Here is a 25,309-nt window from a genome sequence, read left to right on the forward strand (position 1 = left end):
AAAAGAGAACGAAAGGGGATTTCAATTTGGGAATGCCTGTTGAATTTAATACATTGATTGTGACAAAAGGAAAAGAAGTTCGCATAGATGAAAATATATTCAGATTAGAGAAAGACGGGTATCGCATTTATCCAATGGAGATTCCGATGGATGTCAGCAAAACAAAGTTTGGTGAAAAGTCAGGCACAGCCGAAGTGCAGAAGCTTGAATGGACAGATGGGCGGACAATCATTACGTACAAGCTGACTTCCTTGCATACAGTCAATTAAAACAAGCCAAGAGCTTAATTGCTCTTGGCTTTTGCTTTTTTATACGAGAGGCCCGCCCGCTTGCGCGATGGCATCTGTATTTGTGAACTTTCTGAAGTTTTCTTTGAATTCGTTTGCCAGATACACAGCCTTTTCTCTGTATTCCTCTTTGTTATTCCACGTGTTTTCCGGCTGAAGGATATGATCGGGAACGCCCGGAACATGAACCGGGATGTGCAGACCGAAAATATCGTCAGTGGTCATTTGCACATTTTCTAATTTGCCTTCAATCGCTGCTTTTACCATCGCCCGTGTGTATGAAAGCTTCATGCGTTCGCCTGTGCCGTAGCCGCCGCCGGTCCAGCCTGTGTTGACCAAGTAAACGTCTGCGCCGTGTTCGTCAATTTTCTTGCCGAGCATTTCCGCATATACATGAGCCGGGAGCGGAAGGAACGGTGAACCGAAGCATGTGGAGAATGTCGTCTCAGGAGACGTGACGCCGCGTTCGGTTCCGGCTAGTTTACTCGTATAACCGCTTAAGAAGTGGTACATCGCCTGCTCCTTCGTCAGCTTGCTGATTGGCGGCAGAACGCCGAATGCATCAGCCGTCAGAAATACAATCGCTGACGGGTGGCCCGCAATGCTCGGAGAGACAATGTTGTCAATCATATGAATCGGGTAAGCGGCACGTGTGTTTTCTGTATAGAAGGAATCATCGTAATTGGCTTCACGCGTATCTTCATCTACAACAACATTTTCGAGAACGGATCCAAACCGAATCGCTTTAAAAATCTGCGGTTCCTTTTCTTCGCTTAAATGAATGCACTTGGCATAGCATCCGCCTTCGATATTGAAGACACCGGTATCCGACCAGCCGTGTTCATCATCACCGATCAGTTTCCGGTCAGCATCCGCCGAAAGGGTGGTCTTTCCTGTTCCCGACAGGCCGAAGAAAAGCGCGACATCGCCTTTTTCACCGACATTAGCGGAGCAATGCATGGATAAAATATCTCGCTCAGGCAGCAGGAAATTCATGATGGAGAAAATCGATTTTTTCATTTCTCCGGCATACTCCGTTCCGCCGATTAAAATCGTACGCTTTTCGAAAGAAACAATAATAAAGGTTTCTGAATGTGTGCCGTCTGTTTTTGGGTCCGCTTTAAAATGTGGAGCGGAAAGAATGGTAAACGGCTGTTCGACTGTTTTTTTATCATTGTCTTCAGGACGGATAAACAGCTGTCTGGCAAATAAATTGTGCCATGCAAACTCATTAACGACGGTGATCGGCAGTCTGTATTTTTCATCGGCACCGGCAAATCCTTCGAAAACAAACAGCTCATCTCGCTGTTTCAGATAGCTGACAACTTTCGTGTACAGCCGGTCAAACGCTTCCTCGGAAATAGGCTGATTCACCGGACCCCAATCAATCTTACTCTTTGTGCTTGCTTCTTCTACAATGAATTTATCCTTCGGCGAACGTCCCGTGTAAGCGCCTGTGGTCGCCCGGACGGCACCCGTCGATGTCAAAATGCCTTCGCTGCGGGAAAGTACTTTTTCTGTAAGCTGAGCTGCAGATAAATTATGCTGCACATTAGGACTTGTTAATAAGGCTTGCAAATCAGCGGTTAAATCAACTGAGTTCATAAGAAACCTTCCTTTATCATTTTATTTGTGTTTTGCTAATTGTGAATTAGTATAACATATATTTTCAAATAGTCTATACTATTTATCGTTTTTTGTGTGTGCATTTCCATTGTTTTCCCTCAATATAGGTGCCTATTTCTTCTGAATCATATTGACATTGCAAACCCTTTTACGATAAGATATTTCATTGAGCGGATACTCTTATCCCGAGCTGGCGGAGGGACAGGCCCTATGAAGCCCAGCAACCGGTTTCTCTATTATTCATTATGTTCAAATTGTGTGAGACAACCAAGGTGCTAACCTGATGCAAGGTTGAATGATTCCTTGAGCGATAAGAGTGAAAGGCACAAAGACCAAACCCTTTCCTCGAACGGAAAAGGTTTTTTTATTTCATAAATATGCCAATTAACATCTCTAATATAAACGTAACATTGTATAAGAGGGAGCGAGTTCCGTATCATATATATAAGGTCTTTCGGGAGGCCTTGTGCAGGAGGAAGCAAATCATGAGTAAAAATCGTCGTTTATTTACATCAGAATCTGTTACGGAGGGGCATCCGGATAAAATCTGTGACCAGATTTCTGACAGCATTTTAGATGAAATTTTAAAGAAAGACCCTAACGCGCGTGTTGCTTGTGAAACATCTGTGACAACTGGTTTGGTTCTTGTCAGCGGAGAAATCACAACTTCTACGTATGTTGACATTCCAAAAACGGTTCGTGAAACGATTAAAGAAATCGGATACACACGTGCAAAATACGGATTTGATGCGGAAACTTGTGCGGTTTTAACATCAATTGACGAGCAGTCTGCTGATATCGCGATGGGTGTAGACCAAGCGCTTGAAGCCCGTGAAGGCACAATGAGCGACGAAGAAATTGAAGCAATCGGAGCGGGTGACCAAGGTTTAATGTTCGGTTATGCGTGCAACGAAACGAAAGAGCTTATGCCTCTTCCAATTTCACTTGCTCATAAATTAGCCCGCCGCTTGAGTGAAGTGCGTAAAGAAGATGTTCTTCCTTACCTTCGCCCTGACGGCAAAACACAGGTAACGGTTGAGTATGATGAAAATAACAAACCTGTCCGCATTGACGCGATTGTTATTTCAACTCAGCACCACCCTGAAATTACGCTTGAGCAAATTCAGCGCAACATTAAAGAACATGTCATCAATCCGGTTGTTCCTGAAGAATTAATTGATGAAGAAACAAAATACTTCATTAACCCTACAGGCCGTTTCGTCATCGGAGGACCTCAAGGGGATGCGGGGCTCACAGGACGTAAAATCATCGTTGATACGTACGGCGGCTACGCACGTCACGGCGGCGGCGCGTTCTCTGGTAAAGATGCGACGAAAGTAGACCGATCAGCTGCTTATGCTGCAAGATACGTTGCGAAAAACATCGTTGCGGCTGAGCTTGCAGATTCTTGCGAAGTGCAGCTTGCTTACGCGATCGGTGTTGCACAGCCTGTGTCTATCTCAATCAACACGTTCGGTTCCGGAAAAGCTTCGGAGGAAAAACTGATTGAAGTTGTGCGCAATAACTTTGATTTACGACCTGCCGGCATTATCAAAATGCTTGATTTACGCCGTCCGATCTACAAACAGACTGCCGCGTACGGCCACTTTGGACGCCACGATGTTGACCTTCCGTGGGAGCGTACAGACAAAGCGGAACAGCTGCGTAAAGAAGCGTTAGGAGAATAATTTTATAGCCGCTTACTGGTTAAGCGGCTTTCCCTTTTTTATCGATGTATCCATGTTTATTTTTTTACATAACTGTGAAACCAAACACTGTTCACAGCGTCTATAAATAGGGGTTCAATGATGACAATTTTAAATATGGAGGCAATACTATGTGTGGATTTGTCGGGGTTTTTAACAAGCATCCGTTAACTCAAACCGCTGATCAAGAAGAACTAATCAAACAAATGAACCAAATGATCGTTCACCGCGGTCCTGACAGTGATGGATATTACCATGATGAGCACGTCGGATTCGGATTCAGACGGCTCAGCATTATTGATGTGGAGAATGGCGGACAGCCTTTATCATATGAAGATGAAAAATATTGGATTATTTTTAACGGGGAAATCTATAACTATATCGAACTGAGAGAAGAGCTTGAAGCAAAGGGATATACTTTCAACACAGATTCTGACACAGAGGTTCTTCTTGCGACTTACCGTCACTATAAAGAAGAAGCGGCTTCCAAGCTGCGCGGCATGTTTGCCTTTCTGATTTGGAATAAAAACGATCATGTTCTTTATGGAGCAAGAGATCCATTCGGCATTAAGCCGTTGTATTACACAACGATCAATGATCAGGTTTATTTTGCCTCAGAGAGAAAAAGTTTAATGGCAGCCCAAAATGATATTGAAATAGATAAAGAAGCATTACAGCAGTATATGTCTTTCCAATTCGTTCCTGAGCCAAGTACGCTTGATATTGATGTGAAAAAAGTAGAGCCGGGGTCTCAGTTTACAATTCGCCCTGATGGTGATATCACATTCAAAACGTATTTCAAGGCGCGCTTCCAGCCTGTTCAGACGGAAGAAGATAAACTTGTCAAAGAAGTCAGAGACGCTATCTATGACTCTGTAAACGTTCATATGAGAAGTGATGTGCCTGTCGGTTCATTCCTATCAGGCGGAATCGATTCTTCTTTTATTGTATCCGTTGCGAAAGAATTTCATCCCAACCTGAAAACATTTTCTGTCGGATTTGAACAGCAGGGCTTCAGTGAAGTTGATGTAGCGAAAGAAACTGCCGCTGCACTGGGCATTGAAAATATCAGCAAAGTCATTTCACCTGAAGAATACATGAACGAGCTTCCTAAAATCGTATGGCACTTTGATGATCCGCTTGCAGACCCGGCTGCGATTCCGTTGTATTTCGTGGCGAAAGAAGCGAAAAAACACGTAACGGTTGCGTTATCTGGCGAAGGTGCGGACGAGCTGTTCGGCGGCTACAACATCTACCGTGAACCGCTTTCTCTTAAACCGTTTGAACGCATTCCGTCCGGCTTGAAAAAGATGCTTCTGCACGTAGCGGCCGTTATGCCTGAGGGAATGAGAGGAAAGAGCCTGCTTGAGCGCGGCTGCACTCCGCTTCCGGAGCGTTATATCGGCAACGCGAAGATCTTTGAAGAATCCGTGAAGAAACAGCTGCTGAAGCACTATGATCCGAGCCTTTCGTATCGCGATGTGACGAAGCCTTACTTTACAGAAAGCAGCTCATACAGCGATATTAACAAAATGCAGTATGTCGATATCCACACTTGGATGCGAGGCGACATTTTGCTAAAAGCGGATAAAATGACGATGGCGAATTCTTTGGAATTGCGTGTGCCATTCCTTGATAAAGTCGTATTTGACGTTGCGTCTAAAATTCCTGATGAATTGAAAACAAAGAACGGTACGACAAAGTATCTCCTTCGCAAAGCTGCTGAAGGCATTGTGCCGGATCATGTATTGAACCGCAAAAAGCTCGGTTTCCCTGTACCGATCCGTCATTGGCTGAAAAACGAAATGAACGAATGGGTGCGCAGCATTATTCAGGAAAGCCAAACTGACGCTTATATCCATAAGGATTACGTTCTTCAGCTTCTTGAAGACCATTGTGCCGACAAGGCTGATAACAGCCGTAAAATTTGGACAGTGCTCATTTTTATGATCTGGCACAGCATCAATATCGAAAAACGGTATATGCCTGAAGAGCTGAGCCATCAGCCTAAAGAAGTCATCTTTGTCTAACAGATAAGGCTTTCGATTCGTCGAAAGCCTTGTTATTATACCAGTATTTCTCCATCATCATTGATTACCCTGCACATTCGTGTGAAATATTCAGAAAAATGATGTAATGATATTTTTTTCTAGGGGAGAAGGGAACATGCAAAAACAAAAACAAGAATTGCATCGCGGTCTGGAAGAAAGGCATATTTCTTTGATGTCTTTAGGGGCTGCCATAGGAGTGGGACTTTTCCTTGGCTCCGCATCAGCTATTCAATTAGCAGGACCGGGTATTTTGGTGGCATATGCCTGCAGCGGCCTGGTTATGTTTTTTATTATGAGGGCGCTTGGGGAAATGGCGATTCAAAAGCCGGTCGCGGGCTCCTTCAGCAGGTATGCGCGTGACTACTTAGGTCCGCTCGCAGGCTACTTAACCGGGTGGAATTACTGGTTTTTATGGGTTGTAACCTGTATGGCGGAAATCACCGCTGTCGGAATTTATATGGGATACTGGTTTCCAGATGTGCCCAATTGGATTTGGGCATTGTCGGCGCTGGTGATTATGACTGGTGTCAATTTCCTGGCCGTAAAGGCGTATGGAGAGCTGGAGTTTTGGTTCGCATTGATTAAAATTGTCGCGATCCTTTCTATGATTGCTGTTGGTTTATTAATGATCATTACAGGAGTCGGCAATGGAGGCATTGCGACTGGCATCAGCAACTTGTGGAGCAACGGCGGATTTTTTCCTCATGGAATAAAAGGGGTTTTATTGTCACTTCAAATGGTGATGTTCGCGTATTTAGGCATTGAGATGATAGGGGTGACGGCCGGCGAAGTCAAAAATCCGCAAAAATCATTAGCAAAAGCGATTGATACGGTATTTTGGCGTATCCTGATTTTTTACGTCGGTGCTTTATTTGTTATCATGTCCATTTATCCGTGGCAGGAAATCGGATCGCAAGGAAGCCCTTTTGTACTCACGTTTGAAAAAGTGGGGATTCCGTATGCGGCAGGCATCATTAACTTTGTCGTTCTGACGGCAGCGCTGTCTTCTTGCAACAGCGGCATATTCAGCACCGGACGTATGCTCTTTAACTTAGCGGAGCAGCGCGAGGCGCCAAAAGCGTACGGTAAGCTGACCAAAGGCGGCATTCCGGGTAAGGCCGTACTGGCTTCTGCGGGTGCGTTATTAGTCGGCGTGCTGTTAAACTATGTCGTGCCTGCGAAGGTATTTACTTGGGTCACAAGCATTGCGACGTTCGGAGCGATTTGGACATGGGCGATCATCTTGCTTTCTCAGATCAAATATCGTAAAGGCATGCAGCCAGAGGATCAAAAGCAATTAAAATACAAAATGCCTTTTTACCCATTCACGTCATATTTATCTTTGGCCTTTTTAGCATTTGTCATTATCCTGATGGCTTATAGCCCGGAAACAAGAGTCGCCGTAATTGTCGGTCCGATTTGGTTTCTGATTTTGATAGCCGTTTATTATGGCAAAGGCTTTCATAAGAAAAACGCAGCTGTGTCAACTGAACAACAGATCAGCTGATAAAAAGAGCTCCTGGCGGGCTCTTTTTTGTTTAAGTAAAGCTGCTCATAGAGAGCAGAGAATAGGAATATGTTTTTTGCAGAGACTGCTTACAGTGGCGTCTTGTTTTTTATGATAAGATAAAAGTCACACGTTTCTTTTTACATGTGAACGTTTTATGGAAAATTAAAAACCCGAACTGCATTTGGTTCGGGTCAGCGATGGTTATCGCTTAAATAATATTTTGAAAAATGGTAAAGTAAAACGAAGCTGGTCTTACATTTATTGAAGTGATTTATAATATTGACCCTTTGCTACATATTCAGACCGTATTCTCTGCATGTCTTTTCGGTCGTCATCCGTCAAAGGACGGATGACTTTTGCTGGGCGACCGTAGGCTAGATGGCCTGGCGGAATGACTTTCCCCGGCGGAACAAGGCTGCCGGCACCGATAAATGCGCCTTCACCGATTTCGGCTCCGTCTAAAATGATTGAACCCATGCCGATTAAGGCGTTCTTGCGGATCACGGCGCTATGGAGTGTAACCTGGTGGCCTATCGTGGCGTCATCTTCAATGAGAAGCGTCCGGTTCGGGCTTTGATGGAGGCAGCTTAAATCCTGGATATTGACTCTGTTACCGATTCTGGTCGGGGCTACATCTCCTCTTATGACAACTGAGAACCAAATGCTGGACTGTTCCCCGATGACCACATCACCGGTAATTGTTGCATTATCGGCTACAAAAGCCGTTGGATGGATTTCTGGCGTGTATTCCTTATAAGGGTAAATCATATATCTTTCATCCTTCTTTCTCTATTTTATTTTTGTATGAGGTGAACCGCATGTGGACCTGGAAAGCAGACAGACCTGTGGCAGTGATTGTTATGATCCACGGGGCAAGTGAACATCATGGACGATATAAATGGCTGAGTGAAATGTGGAGATCTTCGGGTTATCACGTTGTAATGGGTGATCTGCCGGGACAAGGGACAACCACCCGGGCCAGAGGTCATATTCGCTCATTTCAAGAATACATTGATGAAGTAGATACTTGGATAGATAAAGCGCGAACCTTTGAGCTGCCTGTTTTTCTTCTCGGCCACAGCATGGGCGGCCTGATTGCGATTGAATGGTTTAAACAGCAGAGAAACCCCCGCATTACGGGAATTATTTTATCATCACCGTGTCTCGGGCTGCAAATTAAAGTCAATAAAGTGCTTGATCTTGCATCAAAGGGGCTGAATGTCATTGCCCCGTCGCTTAAAGTTGATTCAGGATTATCGATTGATATGGCGACACGCAATGAAGATGTCATCGAAGCAGGCCAGAACGATCCCCTCTTTGTGAAGAAGGTGTCTGTCAGATGGTACAGAGAGCTGTTAAAAACTTTCGAGTCTGCCATGGTGCCGACAGAGGCTTTTCTGAGGGTGCCGCTTTTGGTCATGCAGGCCGGAGATGACAAGCTGGTCGATAAAACGAAGGTCATCAAGTGGTTTTCAGGGGTTGCTTCCCACAATAAGTCATATAGGGAATGGGAAGGGCTTTATCATGAAATATTTAATGAACCGGAAAGAGAAGACGTTTTTAAAGCCGCAAGAGCATTTACTGATCAATATATTTGAACTAGGGGGGTGCATGTGTTGACAGTACCGGAACATCCTTTTGGACTGATGGCAAAAGTATATCGTGATATTTTTCCGCTCGTTCATCAAGAGCTGAACATATGGAAGCAAAAATCAGAAGCAATTAAAAACAGTGAATTAAAAGCACAGGCAACCGCAAGTATTCGAGATAAAACGTTTCATTGTGAAGGCGGCGGCATATTGGCCTTATTGTCAGAAAATCATAAGCAGAAATGTGTTGAGTTCATCATCGCATACCAAACGATCAGCGATTACCTGGACAATTTGTGCGACCGCAGCACATCACTTGACCCGGAAGATTTTCGAATGCTTCACACCTCTATGCAGGACGCATTGACAGTGGGAGCTGAACCGCAACATTATTATCAATTCAGGGACGAGCAGGATGACAGCGGATATTTGCAGGAATTGGTGAAAACATGCCAGCGTGTCCTCGGATCTATTGAACACTACGAAATGATTAAACCTTATCTGCTTGAGCTTTGCGGCTATTATTGCGATTTGCAGGTGCATAAGCACGTTGTTGAGCATGAGCGTGTCCCGCGCCTTGAAAAGTGGTTTACCCAATATGAATCAGAGCTTCCCGAGATGGAATGGTATGAATTTTCAGCTTGTGCGGGCTCCACGCTAGGCATTTTCTGTCTTGTCGCATATTCGTTTCAGCCCGATTTTACTGAAAGCACCGCAAAAAAAATCCGCAACAGTTATTTTCCTTACATACAAGGTCTTCATATTCTGCTTGATTATTTGATTGACCAGGAGGAGGACTTGCTTGAAGGGGACTTGAATTTCTGCTCGTATTATCAGTCGCATGAAGAAATGATGAATCGGCTGCAGCACTTTATTCAGAAAGCCGATGAACATCTGCACGGCATTCCGCACGAAAACTTCCACCGTTTAATCAACCGCGGCTTGCTGGGTGTTTATTTGTCTGATGATAAAGTGGCGGGCCAGAAGGAAATGGGCCGGCTCGCGAAAAAGCTGATCAAAGCAAGCGGAAAAACCTCCTTTTTCTTTTATATCAACGGCAGAGCCTACCGGAAATTTCAAAAAATGGCCTGGATGAAAAACTCAAAGAAAAAAGCTCAAATCATTTGCTGATTTGAGCTTTTTTTTCGATGGCGACAATAAATGGCGGGTCATTTTGCTGATTGATAAATCCGTATGTTAAGACACGGGCTGTTTGCTGATCCAAGTCCCGGCAGAAGTCGAGCACGTCGTTTTTTTCAGCTTTGCCTTCCGGGTGGCCATGATAGACGACCAGCACAATCAGGCCTTCATCTTTCATGATGCTGAGAAGCTGTTCAATTGCTTTGATGGTTGAATTGCCGCTCGTCGTAATCGATTTGTCCCCGCCTGGCAGATAGCCGAGGTTAAACACAGCGGCCGCCACTTTGCCGTGTGTTTCCTGCGGAAGGGATTCAGCAATTTTGTCATGGCTTTTATGAAATAAAGTTGTCCGGTTTTGATAGGCGTCACCGAGCCGCTCCTTCGTATTGGCCACTGCTGATTCTTGTATATCAAATGCGTATACATGGCCATTTTCACCGACAAGCTCAGCTAAAAACAGGGTGTCGTGCCCGTTCCCCATTGTGGCGTCAACAACGATGTCTCCATCCCCTGCGGCCATTTTCAGCAGCTCTTTACTGTAGGGAAGAATTTTTTTCAGAATCATAAGACCGATTCCTCCTGAAGACGCTGAAAGAACTTACCTTGGTAGCTGCCGCGGTTTTCAAGTTCTTTATTGATAGCGCCAAGCACTTCCCATTTGTTCACACTCCACATTGGCCCAATCATCAATTCAATCGGCCCGTCACCAGTGATACGGTGTACGATCATTTCTGGCGGGATGATTTCAAGCTGGTCACAGACGAGCTGCACATATTCGTCTTGAGAGAGAAATTCCAGCTTTCCCTTTTCGTATTGCTTCACCATCGGCGTGCCCTTCAGCAGGTGAAGCAAATGGATTTTAATACCCTGGACGTCCAAATCTGCCACTGCTTTTGCCGTTTCCATCATCATGTCGCGGTCTTCCAGAGGAAGTCCATTGATTATATGCGAGCAGACGCGTATGCCGTGTTTTCTTAGCTTATTCACACCTTCAACGTAGCAGTCAAAGTCATGTGCCCGGTTGATCAGAAGAGCTGTGCGTTCGTGAACTGTCTGAAGCCCAAGCTCTACCCAAAGATACGTGCGTTCATTCAGTTCTGCCAAATACTCAACAACGTCATCCGGCAGGCAGTCCGGACGTGTGGCGATTGAAAGGCCGACCACATCGTCGAGCGCGAGAACAGACTCGAATTTCTCTCGCAGCACGTCAACCGGAGCATGCGTATTGGTGAAAGCTTGGAAATAAGCGATATATTTCCCATCCTTCCATTTTTCGTGCATTCGGTTTTTAATGTCGTGGAATTGCGTCAGTAAATCATCGGCCCGGTTTCCTGCAAAATCACCGGAGCCCGCAGCGCTGCAAAAGGTACAGCCGCCGTGAGCGACAGTGCCGTCCCGGTTCGGGCAGTCGAAGCCGCCGTCAAGCGCTACTTTAAATACCTTATGCCCGAAATGATCTCTGAGATGATAATTTAATGTATGATAGCGTTTTTCCGTATTTGAATAAGGAAAAGGATTGTTCTGCATCACGATTCATGTGCCTCCTTGCGTACAATTGCATCCTAAAATTGTAGCACGCATTTCATGTGAGAACAAATGAATATCGACCATAAATTTCTTTATTGAATCATGTCTGATGAGGCTACACTATGGATGATGGATTGTTTCCATTACCAAGAGGAGGGGTTACTGTGGCAACAAGACAATCAGTAGATGAACATCTCCAACAATGTATGCAGGTTTATGATTATGCTGAAGAACAGCTGAAAATCGCTTCTAAACAAGAGCATTATAACGACCAAGAATACAGTGATGCGCAAATGCAGATTGAAAATGCGGTAAATGCCTTGAATAAACTATGGCTGTCATCAAATGATCAGCAGAGGGAACAGCTGTACAGAATGAGACTTCAGCTTCAAGCTTTGCAAAATAATATGATCTTGCAGCACCCTCTTGATGTGTAAGAAACGGACCCTTTTGATAAGGGTCCGTTTTTTTGTAAAAAAAGGATTGACTTTGTGCGTCAAAGTATTTATTGTATTAAGTGTACTAATTGAAGTAATACACTATAGACACTGATGAAAAGTCATTTATATATTGAAATTAAGGGAGGCAGTTATGAAACATAAAAAACAAAACAAACGTAACGTGCCAATGCTGATCGCGGCATCTGTGATCGCTTGTTCTTTTTTTCTTGTTCTTGTAATGATCGGTTTTGAATGTCAAAAAAGTATAATTGATCAGTTTTATCTATAAAAGGTTCAGATCGTATAGAAAGTAGGGAAGTAAATGATTCAAATCGATCCAAGAAGCTCAACGCCCATTTACGAACAAATTATTCAGCAAATGAAAGAGCTTTGTTTGAAAGGGATCATGAAGCCTGGTGATAAGCTTCCTTCTGTCAGAGAATTGGCGACGATCATTATTGCGAATCCGAATACTGTCAGCAAAGCGTACAAAGAGCTTGAGCGAGAGGGGATTATTGAAACGCTGCGTGGCAGAGGGACCTATATATCGGAAAATGCAAAAACGACACTGGTTGAAGGGAAGATGACGATGATTAAAGAGCAACTCAAACAGCTCATCATCGATGCACATTATGCGGGGGTTGAGCTGGATAAACTGCAAGAATGGATAAAAGAAATCAGCGCTGATGTGAAAGGGGGTAAGAGCGATGATTGAATTAAGACAGCTGTCAAAAACGATTGACGGAAATCAAGTATTAAAAGATGTTTCATTAACAATTGAAAAAGGAGAAATCTTCGGGCTGCTCGGCCGCAATGGGTCAGGAAAAACAACAATGCTTCGCTTAATCCAGCAAATCATTTTCGCCGACAGCGGGACGATTTTATTTGATGGCGTAGAAATCAAAAAGCATCCGAAGGTCAAACAGAATATCATCTACATGCCTGTTCAAAATCCTTTTTACGACAAGTATACATACAAGCAGCTAGTCGATATCCTAAGAAGAATTTATCCCAAATTTGATGTCACGTACGCGAATGAGCTGATGAACAGATACGAAATTCCGGAAACGAAAAAATACCGCGAGCTGTCGACAGGTTTGAAAAAACAGCTTTCGCTCGTTCTGTCATTTGCGGCGAGACCGGCGCTGATTCTCCTTGATGAGCCGACGGACGGCATTGACGCGGTGACAAGGCATGATGTGCTGCAGCTGATGGTCGATGAAGTGGCGGAGCGTGATACGAGCATTCTGATCACTTCTCACCGGCTTGAGGACATAGAGCGGATGTGCAACCGAATTGGTTTTCTTGAAGATAACAGACTGACGAATGTGATGGATCTTGATGAGCTAAAAGAAGAATACATCAAAATTCAAATGGCGTTTGATACAGATGTCAATTTGGCCATCAGAGAGCAAAACATTCCGATGCTCGATCAGGCCGGTGTGTTTTACACGGTGCTGATCCCGAAAAGCGATGAGAAGAACAAGAGCTTTTTGAGAGAGCTGAAGCCAAAAGTGTGGAATGAGCTTCCTGTCAACCTAGAAGAAGTATTCATTGCGAAGTTTGGAGGGAAGCGGAGATGGTAGACCGAGGTCTCCTCTATCGAGAGTGGAAGCAGAATCAAGTGGTGATTGTGTTAAGTATTGTGTTTTTGGTGCTGGCAAATCCCCTCTCTATCGTTAATACGTATTTGTCTTATCAAGGATGTCTTGATCGCCAAGACCCGCAATATTGTGATTTTATTGTGGATTATTCCATAAGCAATCTGATAGATATCAACTGGGTGCCGGGTGTCATTTTGGCGGTTTGCTTCCTGGGAATGGAACGTTCGAAAGGCACGATGGATTTTATATTAAGCCTTCCATATAACAGAAGCCAAATTTTCCAGACGAAATTTTGGTTAGGCGGTTTTGTGATTGTGCTGTCACAATTGATTGGCTTTTTACTTGCATGGCTGCTAATTCTTGTTTATAGCCCTGAACACGTCAACTATTTTGAGCATAGCAGCGTTGGAGTAATCGTGATTAGTTTTATGGCTTTTTCACTGGTGATGGCCTCCGGAGCGTTGACTGGAAATTCTTTTGCCCAACTGTTAACGACGTTTTCTGCAGCTATATTGCCGTATTTAATTATTGCATTACCGATAAACAATTTAGAGATCGTTTTTAATTTCCATATATATGAGTTTTTCTCTTCCATAAAAGGTTATGACGAGTTGGAAAACAAATTTATGTATCTATTTCCTTTTATTTATGTTGAAAATGACTGGCTTTTCGATAACAGATTTACTTTATTGATTCCGGCTATTTTGAGCATTATGTTTTACTTGATTGGCTATATCAGCTTTAAAAAGCATGCAAGTGAGCGAAACGGATACTTTTTCATTTGGAAGAGATTAGACCGTCCGGTACAAGTTTTGGTTATCATTTTTGGCATTCTCGGATTTGGTTTGTTTGGATATTCTGCCGGACATTCCATGATTGGTTACATTTTTGGAATGATCATTGGTGCGGTTGTCGGCTTTTTTGTAAGCTACTTTGCAATTTATAAGAAAACAAAACATTAAAGAAGTGCTTTCAGTTGGGAGGGAAGTGATGTGCCGGATTCCGGGCTGTTTTATAAAGAGTGGAAGCAAAATAAAGCTCTGTTAACCATGATTTTTTTGGTATTTATGCTTAGCAATCCTTTTACTGTATTAAATACGTACATCTCATACCAAGGCTGCGTGGCTAATCAGAATGAGTGGGTCGGAACCTGCGTATTTACGATTAACTATTTAAATGGCACATTTATCTCGCTGTTTTGGATTTGGGGTGTCGTACTGGCTGTCAGCCAGCTTGGAATAGAACGAAGCAAGGGCCTTTTTGATTTTACATTAAGCCTTCCTTATACGAGAGGCCAGATATTTAATACGAAGTTCCTTACCGGCGGGATGGTGATTGCGGCACCGCAAATTTTTGGATATGTATTATCCGTTTTGCTCCTAGTGCTTTTGAAACCCGAGCAAGCCGTTTATTTTCATCACTACAGCCTTGGAATGATCATCGTCAGCTTGCTGGCTTATTCTCTGGTCATGGCGGGGGGAGCTTTGACAGGCCATACTTTTGCACAGCTTTTGGTTTCAGCTACTGTTACGATTTTGCCTTTTTTGCTCATAACTCTTCCTGCTATCAACCTGGAAATCCTTCTTGGCGGAACAGTAGAGTTTATACATGGTCCTGTGCCCGAATGGGTGCAGTATCTATTCCCGGTTACTTACGTTGTGCCGAACTGGGTTGAGGATTCTCCATATTATTTGGTGATTCCGGCCATCATGACGATCATCTTTTACATTATCGGCTACATCAGTTTTGTCAAACTGTCTAATGAACGGAATGGATATTTCTTTTTGTGGAAACCGCTTGACCGCCCGGTACAGGTCATTGTCATTATCATTGGAATCATGGGCTTCGGGTATTTTGGATTTGCCGCAACGGAAAGCTTCGCCGGCTACATATTTGGCATGGCTGCTGGCGCCGTGATTGGTTTTCTTATCAGCTACTTTGCGATTTATAAAAAAACAAAACATTTATAAGGGAGAGAGAAAAGATGATTGATGTTCAGCATATTAACCATTCTTTCACGATCGGAAAAAAGGGCCGTGAGAATGAAGTGCCTGTCTTAAAAGATGTCTCGTTGACTGTTGCGAAAGGGGAAATCGCCTGTATTGTCGGACGAAGCGGGTCGGGGAAGTCAACGCTTCTGAATTTGATATCAGGTTACATCTCACCGACAAAAGGGCGTATTGTGATTAACGGAACTGATGTCACGGGCTTTAATGAGAAGGAATGGGCTCAGTTCCGCCTTGAACACTTTGGGTTTATTTTTCAAAGCTTTCAGCTCATCCCGGGCTTAACGACGTATGAGAATGTGGAAATGCCGCTGGCGCTAAAAGGGATCAAACCGTCTGAGCGCAAGCAAAAGGTACAGGATATGCTGAAGCGCGTCGGTCTTGAAAACCATGCCGCTCATTATCCGAATGAACTGTCGGGCGGACAGCAGCAGCGTGTCAGCATTGCGAGAGCGCTGATTTTAAATCCGTCGATTATTTTAGCGGATGAGCCGACGGGAAGTCTAGATTCAGAAACGGAACAGGAAGTGCTTGAATTGATTCAGCAGCTGAACCGTGAGCGGGGCATTACATTTGTGATGATTACCCATGACGATGAAGTGGCTTCAATCGGACACTCAAAATTCCAGCTGCATGACGGTGTGTTAAAAGGGGGTATTACCGTTGAGATTTAAGGATCAGGTTCATTTTATCAGAAGAAATATGAAGAAAAACAGGCTCCGCGTCTTTATGACAATTCTTGCGACAACAATGGCGTGTGCGTTTTTGGTTGTGCTGTCGTCGGTTGGATTCGGGATTCAAAAGACAATCACAGATATGACGATGAGCCAGCAAATTGTGACTAAAGTCAGTGTAATGGGCAAGGAAGGGGATAAGCCTATTAAAAAAGCTGATTTAGAGAAGTATGATCATGTAAGGTCTGTTGTAGAACGAACGCAAGTGTATGAGCCAAACAAAGCAACTTTAGGCAATCGCACAAATGAAAGCTCTAATCTTATCTTTACCAATATGAATGATGAATTAAAGGCCAATATGGAATTAGAAAAAGGAAGAGTCGCAAAGTCGGAAAATGAAATCGTAGTAGGATACGACTTTGCAAAGAGATTATTGACGAAAAAAGAATCGGAAGCATATAACAAAAAAATCGAGGAAGCAAATGGAAACCCCGAAGATATAGAAGAACCAAAGGGTTATACGAAAGACATCCTGAACAAAACGATTGAATTAAGTGTATCAAAAACAGATCCTAAAACAGGGGATGTTACAAAAACAAAAACATATGACTTTAAAATTGTCGGTATTACAAAAAAACCATCTCAAGACTGGATGGAGGACTCAAACATTTTCATCAGTGATCAATTCAAAAAAGATTTTTCGGAATTCTTAGATTTTAAAGGCGGAAACGTTGAAAATAAAATTGGCGTTTTTGCTGATAAATTTGAGAATGTGGAACAGCTGACAAATGATCTGACAGATGACGGATACTATGTCACATCAGTGACTACCGAACTTGAGGGAGCCAACACCTTCTTCATGGTCTTCAAAATCGGCTTGATCTTTGTCGGATGTATCGCGGTTATCATTTCAGCCATTGGGATATTTAACACGATGACGATGGCGGTGACAGAAAGAACGCAGGAGATCGGCATTATGAAAGCGATCGGGGCGAGTCCGTCTATCATTCGCCGAATGTTCTTGATGGAAAGCGCGTATATCGGAATTTTAGGCTGTGTGGTTGGCATAATCATTTCTTACGGCGTGAGCTACCTTGTCAACCTTGCCGTTCCGATGATTCTCGCGGCGACAAGCGGAGGCGAAGCGGGCGATCTGAATTATACGTTTTCTTATATTCCCCTCAGCCTTGTCATCATTGCGGTTGTGATTTGCGGCGGTGTCGCTGTGATCTCGGGTATGAACCCGGCCCGAAAAGCAACAAAAACCAACGTGCTGACAGCATTAAGAAGAGAGTTGTAATCAGAAAAAGCCGGCTGAACCAGCCGGCTTTTCTGTATAGCGCATCAACAAGATTTGCTATACACTTGACATAAAAAAGGAAAAAGTGCGGTGAGTCCATTGTTTAAACTTTTGCTGATAGAAGATGATAAATCGCTGTTTCATGAAATCAAGGAGCGTTTAACGGGATGGTCCTATGATGTATACGGCATACAGGATTTCAGCCAAGTAATGCAGGAATTTGCGTCAATCAAACCCGATTGCGTCATTATTGATGTTCAGCTCCCTAAATTTGACGGGTTTCATTGGTGCCGGCTGATCCGTTCCCGGTCAAATGTTCCGATTCTCTTTTTATCCTCTCGTGACCACCCTGCTGATATGGTCATGTCGATGCAGCTGGGAGCGGATGACTTTATTCAAAAGCCGTTTCATTTTGATGTGCTGATTGCGAAAATTCAAGCGATTTTCCGGCGCGTGCATCATTATAATACGGAGCCGAGCACGATCAAAACCTGGTGCGGGGCTGCTGTAGACGCGGAGCAGAATCTCGTCAGCAATGACGAAGGCTCTGTTGAACTGACTAAAAATGAAATGTTTATTTTAAAACACTTAATTGAACAAAAAAACAAGATTGTCAGCCGTGAGGAGTTAATCAGAAGCTTGTGGAATGATGAGCGTTTTGTCAGCGATAATACACTGACCGTCAATGTCAATCGCCTGCGGAAAAAACTGGACGAACTGCAGCTTGGAACATATATCGAGACGAAAGTCGGCCAAGGCTACATGGCGAAGGAAAAGGATCATTTCTATGATTAAAGCATTCCTCATCGAAAGACGAAGCTGGATTGCCGCATTTTTGCTGCAGCAAATTCTGATTTTGCTGATTGCCTTTGTCGATCCGTCTATTCCATTAAAAAATGTTCTTTATATTGTTTATTTGTGTGTCCTGATCTTTGTTGTGTTTGTTATCATCCGTTTTCGGAAAGAAACCGCATTCTATAAAAGCCTCGAAGAATGGGAAAATAATCTCGATGTCACAGCCATAAGTGAACCGGAGACGCCGTTTGAAGTGATGATTGAAAAAAGCATCACCGGACAAACGGAACAATTGAAGCAATCTGCATTGCGGAATCGCTTGGCATTAGAAAATGAAAAAGATGAACTGATGGCGTGGATACATGAGGTCAAAACGCCATTAACAGCGCTGCATTTAATCATCGAGCGGATGGAAGACCCATCATTAAAATCCCAGCTATCGTATGAGTGGCTGCGCATCCATCTGCTTCTTGATCAGCAGCTTCATCAAAAGCGCATGTCCTTTATCGAAAATGATCTGTCTTTAGAGATGATCAAGCTTAAGCCCTTGATTATCAAAGAGATCAGAGACTTGCAATCGTGGTGTATACAGAAAGGAATCGGTTTTGACATTCAGCTGGAGGCAGAGGAAGTCTTAAGCGATGCGAAATGGCTGGCCTTTATCATCAGGCAGCTGCTGACCAACGCCGTAAAATACAGTGAAGCCGCTGATATTGTGATCAACAGCTATGAAAAAGACGAACGGAAGGTTCTTGAGGTGAAAGATTTTGGACGGGGCATTGACAGGAAAGATGTCTCACGAATTTTTGATAAAGGGTTTACATCTACAACCGATCATCATAATCAGTCTTCTACAGGCATGGGGCTGTATCTGGCGAAGAGAGCCGCAGGAACGTTGCTGATCGATATCGATGTGCATTCAGAGCTTGGGGATGGAACAACCTTTACTTTAACCTTTCCGAAACGAAATCAATTCGAACGTGTCATTAGCGTGTGACGAAAATGTCACATGCTTTTCTTTTTTGTTCGCCTAATCGAAGGAAAAGCCCGGCAATCCTTTTTATAATAACAGTATCCAATATAAAGGAGACTACGGAAATGATGATTTTAGAAGCGAATAAAATTCGAAAAAGCTATGGTAACAAGCTAAATAAACAGGAAGTGCTGAAAGGCATCGATATTCACATTGAAAAGGGCGAATTCGTCAGTATTATGGGTGCTTCGGGTTCGGGCAAAACGACTTTGCTTAACGTTCTGTCCTCGATTGATAAGGTCAGTCACGGAACGATCAATATTAACGGAAACGAAATGACGTCCTTGAAGGAAAAGCAGCTGGCTGAATTTAGAAAACAGCACTTAGGCTTTATCTTTCAGGATTACAATTTATTAGACACATTAACAGTGAAAGAAAATATCCTTCTGCCGTTATCGATCACGAAAATATCAAAAAAGGAAGCAAACCGCAAGTTTGAGGAAGTGGCGAAGGAATTGGGAATTTATGAATTGCGGGATAAGTATCCGAATGAAATTTCCGGCGGCCAGAAGCAAAGAACATCCGCCGGGAGAGCGTTTATTCATGACCCGAGCATTATTTTCGCTGATGAACCGACCGGCGCGCTTGATTCGAAATCGGCCTCTGATCTATTAAACAAGCTGAGCCAGCTCAATCAAAAACGAAGCGCCACAATTATTATGGTTACCCATGATCCCGTTGCAGCGAGCTACTGCGGCAGAGTCATTTTTATTAAGGATGGCCTGATGTATACGCAGCTGAATAAAGGGGGCCAAGACAGGCAGACGTTTTTCCAGGATATCATGAAAACACAAGGCGTGTTAGGCGGGGTGCAGCATGAACATTAATCAGCTTATTCTGCGAAATCTGAAAAAGAATATCAGGAATTATTATCTCTATGTGTTTGCTTTAATCTTTAGTGTGGCGCTTTATTTCGCATTTGTCACACTCCAATATGACCCGGCCATTAATGAAGTAAAAGCTTCCATAAAAGGCGCCGCGGCAATTAAAACCGCTTCAATTTTGCTTGTGGCTGTTGTATCAATCTTTATTTTGTACGCCAATACCATTTTTATTAAAAGGCGGAGTAAAGAGATCGGGCTGTTTCAATTAATCGGAATGACAAAGCACAAAATCTTTCGTATCTTAAGTGCGGAAAATATCATGCTGTATTTCGGCTCGTTAGCCATCGGGGTTTTTGCCGGATTTTCAATCTCAAAGCTTGTGCTCATGATCTTGTTCAAAATCGTCGATGTCAAAGCTGATGCGAAACTGCACTTATCTGAGCAAGCCTTGGTTCAAACAATCATTGTGTTCTGCGGCATTTACCTTTTGATTATGATCATGAATTATACGTTTATCAAAAAACAAAGCATTTTATCTTTGTTTAAAGTAACGTCTTCCACTGAGGATAAAGTGAAGAGAATCTCTTTTTTCCAGATGCTGATCGGGGCGCTGGGCATCGTGTTGATTTTAACGGGATACTACGTCTCTTCCGAACTGTTTAGCGGAAAATTCAAGACCATAAATGAACTGTTTTTCGCAATGAGTTTTATCTTAGGGTCCGTCATTATCGGGACGTTTCTCTTTTATAAAGGATCGGTTACGTTTATCTCGAACATCATTCGGAAAAGCAAGGGCGGGTACTTGAATATCTCAGAGGTTCTGTCACTGTCATCGATTATGTTCAGGATGAAATCGAACGCTTTGCTGCTGACAATTATCACAACCGTTTCAGCGCTCGCCATCGGGCTGTTATCCCTTGCTTATATTTCGTATTACTCGGCAGAAAAGACTGCTGAACAAAATGTAGCGGCGGATTTTTCATTCATGAATGAGAAAGATGCCAAACAGTTTGAAAGCAGTTTGAGTGAAAATGACATCTCGTACGTCAAAAAAGAAATGCCTGTCCTGCAATCGTCTTTTGATCTCACAAATATCATGGATGGAACCCAGAAAGAGATGCAGGGCGATCCCGGTAACACACAGCTCGCTGTTGTTAGCGATAAAGATGTAAAAGGAGTCGATGTGGCGGCTGGGGAGGCGGTTTTCTCAGGATACACCGACTTGCTGCAAAAAATAATGGTTTTAAAAGACTCCGGCAGCATTAAAGTCAAAAGCAAGAATGAGACACAATCATTACACTATAAAGGATTAAGAGAAGAGTTTCTTGTATCCTACACGTTTACAAGCGGGGGAATGCCCGCGGTCATAGTGGATGACAACCTGTTTAAACAGCTGAATAAAGATAAAGACCCTCGCATTCAGCTGGCGCAATCTGAATTTATCGGCATTAATATGAAACATGGGGATCAGCTTGAAAAAGCAAATGAGCTTTTTCAAAAGGTGAACAAGAAAGATCTGCATTTATCAAGGCTGGATACAAGTATTGCGCAAAAATCTCTTTTTGGTATGGTCATGTTCATCGTTGGTTTCTTAGGATTAACATTTCTCATCACCTCGGGATGTATCCTTTACTTTAAACAAATGGGTGAAAGTGAAGAAGAAAAACCGAATTATACCATCCTAAGAAAACTCGGTTTTACACAGGGCGACCTGCTGAAGGGGATACGCATCAAACAAATGTATAACTTCGGCATTCCATTGGTGATCGGCCTCTTTCACAGTTACTTTGCCGTTCAATCCGGCTGGTTCTTATTCGGATCAGAGGTATGGTCGCCGATGATTATGGTGATGGTGTTATATACTGCACTCTATTCTATTTTCGGTATTCTGTCGGTTCTTTACTATAAAAAGGTGATTAAGTCGGCATTGTAAATCAGTAAAAGCTCCAGAGAAACTGGAGCTTTTTGTTTATCGTTTCGGCGCCCGATACCCGGCTGCCTCAGCCTCTTTAACTGAACAAAACATTTCAGCAGGGTCTGTCGTCCGGTCATAGTATGTACTGCCCGGCGTATGATAAATGCCGTTTTTGCTGCCTTTGATAAGACAGCCTTCTGCTGTATCAGCTGAGCTGGTTTCGTTGCTTTTATTTGTGCTGGTTGAAGAATGTTCGCTGCTTTCTTTTGTGCTGGCTGTTCGGTTTTGTGCCTCTTTTAATTGCTTTTCAAGTTTTGTTTTATCTTGTTGAAGGGTTTCATTTTCAGCCTTTGCTGTTTTGGTATCATCTTTGAGCTGTTTTTGTTTTTCTTGAAGTTCTTTATTTTCTGCTTTTAATGATTTCTGAGTCTTTTTTAGTTCACTATTTTCTTTCTCCAGCTGCTTGAGCTTGTCTTGATCTTTTGTGTCGTCTTTCAGTTTCTTTGCTTCAGAGCTGATGGCTTCATACTCTTTCTCAAGTGCTTCATGCTCTTGTTTAAGACTTTTATATTCAGTGTTTAGTGCTGAATATTTTTTATCGGCATTTGCTGCGGCAGCGTCAGGTTCTGACAAAGCTGCTCCGGTGAAGAGCAGAATGAGACCTCCGATAAAAAGCGGCCAAAAGAGTTTTTTAGAGAATCGTTTTTCTTTTTTCAGCACATATCTGACGAGATGGTACACTCCATAGCCAAGCGAAAAGAGAAATAGAAAAAAACCGAGGAACGCGAATGCCATTTCCATGAAATTTACCCCTTTTCTATTTATTTTACAATTTTTGAGCAATATTTGTTAGATTTTTTCACACTCATCTGTTGAAAAATATGAGATAGACAGATAGAATGAATGTGCTATGATAACTGGATTCGTACGGAGCCTGTTGAGGTTTCCGTTTTTTCATGAGCTTTTATAGATAAGAAAGGGGGATCAGTATGCCGCGCGCATTGAAAATTTTAGTGATAGGGATGTTTATTAATGTGACAGGGGCATCCTTTTTATGGCCGCTTAACACGATCTATATTCATAATCATTTAGGAAAGTCGTTAACGGTCGCGGGGATTGTCCTTATGCTGAATTCCGGCGCCAGTGTGGCAGGGAATTTATGCGGCGGGTTTTTGTTTGATAAAATCGGCGGGTTCAAATCCATCATGCTCGGAATCGCGATTACGTTAGCAAGTCTGGTGGGTCTCGTCTTTTTTCATGATTGGCCGTTTTATATTGTGCTCCTTACGATTGTCGGGTTTGGTTCGGGTGTTGTTTTTCCGGCCAGTTACGCAATGGCTGGATCAGTGTGGCCTGAAGGGGGAAGAAGGGCATTTAATGCGATTTATGTCGCGCAAAACGCGGGTGTCGCCGTCGGTTCTGCGCTTGGCGGCGTGGTGGCGTCTTTCTCGTTTTCATATGTATTTTTGGCGAATGCCGCGCTGTATGTGGTCTTTTTCTTTATCGTATATTTCGGATTTCGAAACATTCAGACGAAGGATGTGTCTCAAACGTCTGTGCTTGATTATGACGCTGTAAGCAGCAAAGCGAAATTTACGGCTCTGGTCATATTGAGCAGCGGGTATGTGCTCGGATGGCTGGCATATTCTCAATGGTCTACCACCATTGCATCGTACACGCAAAGCATCGGAATGTCACTTTCGTTATATAGTGTGCTGTGGACAATTAACGGAATTTTAATTGTGGTTGGACAGCCGCTTGTCAGCTTTTTTGTGAAAAAATGGGCTGAGTCGCTGAAAGCGCAAATGATCATTGGTTTTGTCATTTTTATTGTGTCTTACAGCATGCTGCTGACTGCGAAGCAATTTCCAATGTTTCTGGCTGCCATGGTGATCTTGACCATCGGGGAAATGCTTGTTTGGCCTGCCGTGCCGACGATTGCCAACCAGCTTGCACCTAAAGGGAAAGAAGGGTTTTATCAAGGGTTTGTGAACAGCGCTGCGACAGGTGGCAGAATGATAGGGCCTTTGTTCGGAGGAGTGCTCGTCGATCATTCCGGCATTCACGCTCTTGTTTTATCACTTTTGATTTTGCTTATGATCAGCATAGCGACGACGATTTTATACGACAAACGGTTAAAATCAGCTGATAAAGCGAATAAGCAAGCTTCAGTTTCTTCATAAGAAAGATCCCGCCGGATGAGCGGGATCTTTTTACATAATCGGAAGCACGTTCACGGCATCCTTTACATTAGAATATGTTTTCAGCGATGAAAAATTGGCATCCAGTTTATTCATCTTCATGGCCAATTCGGGCTTAATGCCGGTAATGATTAATTCGGTTCCGGTCAATTTCAGCAAATGGCTCAGCTTGAAAATCTGGTCGGCGGTTTGTTCATTTACTTGGGCCAATCCTGATAAATCAATGATCAAATAATCATCTTTGGATGTTGATAAGATATTCGTCAATGTGCTGACGATGGAATTAAATCGCTCCTCTGTCAGGTTGCCGACTAGCGGAAGAGCCGAAATGCCGTTGCGAATCGGCACAATAGGAGTTGAAAGTGCAGTAATTTCTGTGAGGGAATCCTCGAGAAGCTTTTCATACTCTTTTTGCTTGGTGATGTCTTTTTGAATTCCGACAAAATAGGTTTTGTCTTCTATTTCCAGCGGATCAATATTTAACTCATTCCAGAACATCGTTCCGTCTTTTGTGTAGTTTTGAATCTGAACTGTAACCGGTTCTTTATTTTGTAAACCGGCTCTGATGTTGTCCACTTCACCAGCGTCTGTATCTTTCCCCTGTAAGAAGCGGCAGTTCTTTCCTAAAATTTCCTCGGCCTCATAGCCGGTCATTTGAACAAAGCCTTGGTTTACGTAGACAATCGGATTATCTTCAAGTGAAGGATCTGTAATCACTACACCGACTCGCGCGTGATCAAGCGCTTTTTTGATGATGTCCAGCTGTCCTTTTATTCCGAATGATTGAAAACTAGCCATATAATTCCCCCTTAGGCCGCCAGCTTGCTATGCGAAAGCCTGATATTCCCCTTTTTTTAATGAATTCTACAGTAACCGTAGCACAACACATGTTCTGATTCAAGCAAGCGCAGTTTGTTGTTTGTCATTAGGGCTTGTCCTCGTATACACTAAAAATAAGAACAGAGTTTGAACATATGAACGGAAAGGTTTCTACATGCTAAATAGGTGACTAGGTCAATGTCACTGGGTGAAAAATGAATCCAATGCATCAAGCTTACCGATCATGTGTTCACATATAATG

Annotated in this window: 25 protein-coding genes and 1 riboswitch; of the genes, 19 read left to right on the top strand and 6 right to left on the bottom strand. The window is 43.2% G+C overall.

Annotated elements, in window-relative coordinates:
* The first annotated feature begins 26 nt into the window (after positions 1-26).
* Entirely contained in the window at positions 27-269 is a 243-nt protein-coding gene (locus M1D69_RS05960) for a DUF2584 domain-containing protein (protein ID WP_024122585.1), read from the top strand.
* A 39-nt stretch (positions 270-308) separates the two neighbouring features.
* On the opposite strand, the gene pckA is transcribed toward M1D69_RS05960, so the two are convergent.
* Complete coding sequence (gene pckA, locus M1D69_RS05965; protein WP_458104289.1) at positions 309-1,892, bottom strand: phosphoenolpyruvate carboxykinase (ATP); 1,584 nt, start codon at positions 1,890-1,892, stop codon at positions 309-311.
* A 198-nt stretch (positions 1,893-2,090) separates the two neighbouring features.
* Positions 2,091-2,230, top strand: a riboswitch (SAM riboswitch).
* Between the two features lie 168 nt (positions 2,231-2,398).
* Here pckA and metK point away from each other — a divergent pair.
* From metK to alaP, 3 genes are all read left to right on the top strand, one after another.
* Entirely contained in the window at positions 2,399-3,601 is a 1,203-nt protein-coding gene (gene metK / locus M1D69_RS05970) for a methionine adenosyltransferase (RefSeq protein ID WP_010331578.1), read from the top strand.
* 149 nt (positions 3,602-3,750) lie between these two features.
* Positions 3,751-5,649, top strand: coding sequence for an asparagine synthase (glutamine-hydrolyzing) (gene asnB / locus M1D69_RS05975; protein ID WP_024122583.1), 1,899 nt, complete (start codon positions 3,751-3,753; stop codon positions 5,647-5,649).
* 136 nt (positions 5,650-5,785) lie between these two features.
* The gene (gene alaP, locus M1D69_RS05980) at positions 5,786-7,177 is read left to right on the top strand and encodes an alanine permease AlaP (protein WP_458104288.1); all 1,392 of its coding nucleotides are present in this window, start codon (positions 5,786-5,788) and stop codon (positions 7,175-7,177) included.
* Between the two features lie 261 nt (positions 7,178-7,438).
* On the opposite strand, the gene M1D69_RS05985 is transcribed toward alaP, so the two are convergent.
* A complete protein-coding gene (locus M1D69_RS05985; RefSeq protein WP_458104287.1) occupies positions 7,439-7,948 on the bottom strand; it encodes a gamma carbonic anhydrase in 510 nt (169 codons plus the stop codon).
* A 50-nt stretch (positions 7,949-7,998) separates the two neighbouring features.
* Between M1D69_RS05985 and M1D69_RS05990 the strand changes: the two genes are divergently transcribed.
* A complete protein-coding gene (locus M1D69_RS05990; protein WP_458104286.1) occupies positions 7,999-8,778 on the top strand; it encodes an alpha/beta hydrolase in 780 nt (259 codons plus the stop codon).
* Positions 8,779-8,796: 18 nt separating this feature from the next.
* Positions 8,797-9,900: a tetraprenyl-beta-curcumene synthase gene (tbcS, locus tag M1D69_RS05995; RefSeq protein ID WP_458106193.1), complete on the top strand. Its 1,104-nt coding sequence runs from the start codon at positions 8,797-8,799 to the stop codon at positions 9,898-9,900.
* Here the strand turns inward: tbcS and M1D69_RS06000 are convergent.
* On the bottom strand, positions 9,890-10,474 hold the full coding sequence (locus tag M1D69_RS06000) for a class I SAM-dependent methyltransferase (RefSeq protein WP_458104285.1): 585 nt from the start codon (positions 10,472-10,474) through the stop codon (positions 9,890-9,892). The genes tbcS and M1D69_RS06000 overlap by 11 nt on opposite strands.
* On the bottom strand, positions 10,471-11,439 hold the full coding sequence (locus M1D69_RS06005) for a TIGR01212 family radical SAM protein (RefSeq protein WP_458104284.1): 969 nt from the start codon (positions 11,437-11,439) through the stop codon (positions 10,471-10,473). The genes M1D69_RS06000 and M1D69_RS06005 overlap by 4 nt, the downstream gene beginning before the upstream one ends.
* 161 nt (positions 11,440-11,600) lie before the next feature.
* Here M1D69_RS06005 and M1D69_RS06010 point away from each other — a divergent pair, with 161 nt between their 5' ends.
* The 12 genes from M1D69_RS06010 (at position 11,601) to M1D69_RS06065 (ending at position 22,045) form a co-directional block, all read left to right on the top strand.
* Positions 11,601-11,873, top strand: a complete 273-nt coding sequence (locus tag M1D69_RS06010) for a YtzC family protein (RefSeq protein ID WP_458104283.1) — start codon at positions 11,601-11,603, stop codon at positions 11,871-11,873.
* A 154-nt stretch (positions 11,874-12,027) separates the two neighbouring features.
* Complete coding sequence (locus M1D69_RS06015; RefSeq protein ID WP_063623039.1) at positions 12,028-12,165, top strand: hypothetical protein; 138 nt, start codon at positions 12,028-12,030, stop codon at positions 12,163-12,165.
* A gap of 33 nt (positions 12,166-12,198) precedes the next feature.
* Positions 12,199-12,591 carry a GntR family transcriptional regulator YtrA gene (gene ytrA / locus M1D69_RS06020; RefSeq protein WP_024122575.1) on the top strand — a complete coding sequence of 131 codons (393 nt, stop codon included), beginning with the start codon at positions 12,199-12,201 and terminating at the stop codon, positions 12,589-12,591.
* Entirely contained in the window at positions 12,584-13,462 is an 879-nt protein-coding gene (gene ytrB, locus M1D69_RS06025) for an ABC transporter ATP-binding protein YtrB (protein ID WP_044153718.1), read from the top strand. Before ytrA ends, ytrB begins: the two co-directional genes overlap by 8 nt.
* The gene (gene ytrC / locus M1D69_RS06030; protein ID WP_458104282.1) at positions 13,456-14,442 is read left to right on the top strand and encodes an ABC transporter permease YtrC; all 987 of its coding nucleotides are present in this window, start codon (positions 13,456-13,458) and stop codon (positions 14,440-14,442) included. Before ytrB ends, ytrC begins: the two co-directional genes overlap by 7 nt.
* Before the next feature lie 30 nt (positions 14,443-14,472).
* The gene (locus M1D69_RS06035; protein ID WP_458104281.1) at positions 14,473-15,450 is read left to right on the top strand and encodes an ABC transporter permease; all 978 of its coding nucleotides are present in this window, start codon (positions 14,473-14,475) and stop codon (positions 15,448-15,450) included.
* A 14-nt stretch (positions 15,451-15,464) separates the two neighbouring features.
* Complete coding sequence (gene ytrE, locus M1D69_RS06040; protein WP_044153726.1) at positions 15,465-16,160, top strand: ABC transporter ATP-binding protein YtrE; 696 nt, start codon at positions 15,465-15,467, stop codon at positions 16,158-16,160.
* Positions 16,150-17,460, top strand: a complete 1,311-nt coding sequence (gene ytrF, locus M1D69_RS06045) for an ABC transporter permease YtrF (RefSeq protein WP_458104280.1) — start codon at positions 16,150-16,152, stop codon at positions 17,458-17,460. Before ytrE ends, ytrF begins: the two co-directional genes overlap by 11 nt.
* A gap of 99 nt (positions 17,461-17,559) precedes the next feature.
* A complete protein-coding gene (locus tag M1D69_RS06050) occupies positions 17,560-18,255 on the top strand; it encodes a winged helix-turn-helix domain-containing protein (RefSeq protein ID WP_458106192.1) in 696 nt (231 codons plus the stop codon).
* A complete protein-coding gene (locus M1D69_RS06055) occupies positions 18,248-19,252 on the top strand; it encodes an ATP-binding protein (RefSeq protein WP_458104279.1) in 1,005 nt (334 codons plus the stop codon). The genes M1D69_RS06050 and M1D69_RS06055 overlap by 8 nt, the downstream gene beginning before the upstream one ends.
* A 101-nt stretch (positions 19,253-19,353) precedes the next feature.
* Positions 19,354-20,115, top strand: coding sequence for a bacitracin ABC transporter ATP-binding protein BceA (gene bceA / locus M1D69_RS06060; protein ID WP_024122567.1), 762 nt, complete (start codon positions 19,354-19,356; stop codon positions 20,113-20,115).
* Positions 20,105-22,045 carry an FtsX-like permease family protein gene (locus M1D69_RS06065; protein ID WP_458104278.1) on the top strand — a complete coding sequence of 647 codons (1,941 nt, stop codon included), beginning with the start codon at positions 20,105-20,107 and terminating at the stop codon, positions 22,043-22,045. Before bceA ends, M1D69_RS06065 begins: the two co-directional genes overlap by 11 nt.
* A gap of 36 nt (positions 22,046-22,081) precedes the next feature.
* Here the strand turns inward: M1D69_RS06065 and M1D69_RS06070 are convergent, their stop codons facing one another.
* The gene (locus tag M1D69_RS06070) at positions 22,082-22,828 is read right to left on the bottom strand and encodes an LMBR1 domain-containing protein (protein WP_458104277.1); all 747 of its coding nucleotides are present in this window, start codon (positions 22,826-22,828) and stop codon (positions 22,082-22,084) included.
* Positions 22,829-23,016: 188 nt separating this feature from the next.
* Here M1D69_RS06070 and M1D69_RS06075 point away from each other — a divergent pair, with 188 nt between their 5' ends.
* Positions 23,017-24,210: an MDR family MFS transporter gene (locus M1D69_RS06075; protein WP_458104276.1), complete on the top strand. Its 1,194-nt coding sequence runs from the start codon at positions 23,017-23,019 to the stop codon at positions 24,208-24,210.
* A gap of 30 nt (positions 24,211-24,240) precedes the next feature.
* Here M1D69_RS06075 and M1D69_RS06080 read toward each other — a convergent pair whose 3' ends face one another.
* Positions 24,241-25,026, bottom strand: coding sequence for a blue-light photoreceptor (locus M1D69_RS06080; RefSeq protein ID WP_458104275.1), 786 nt, complete (start codon positions 25,024-25,026; stop codon positions 24,241-24,243).
* Between the last annotated feature and the right edge of the window lie 283 nt (positions 25,027-25,309).

It is taken from the genome of Bacillus sp. PK3-037, assembly GCF_054161355.1.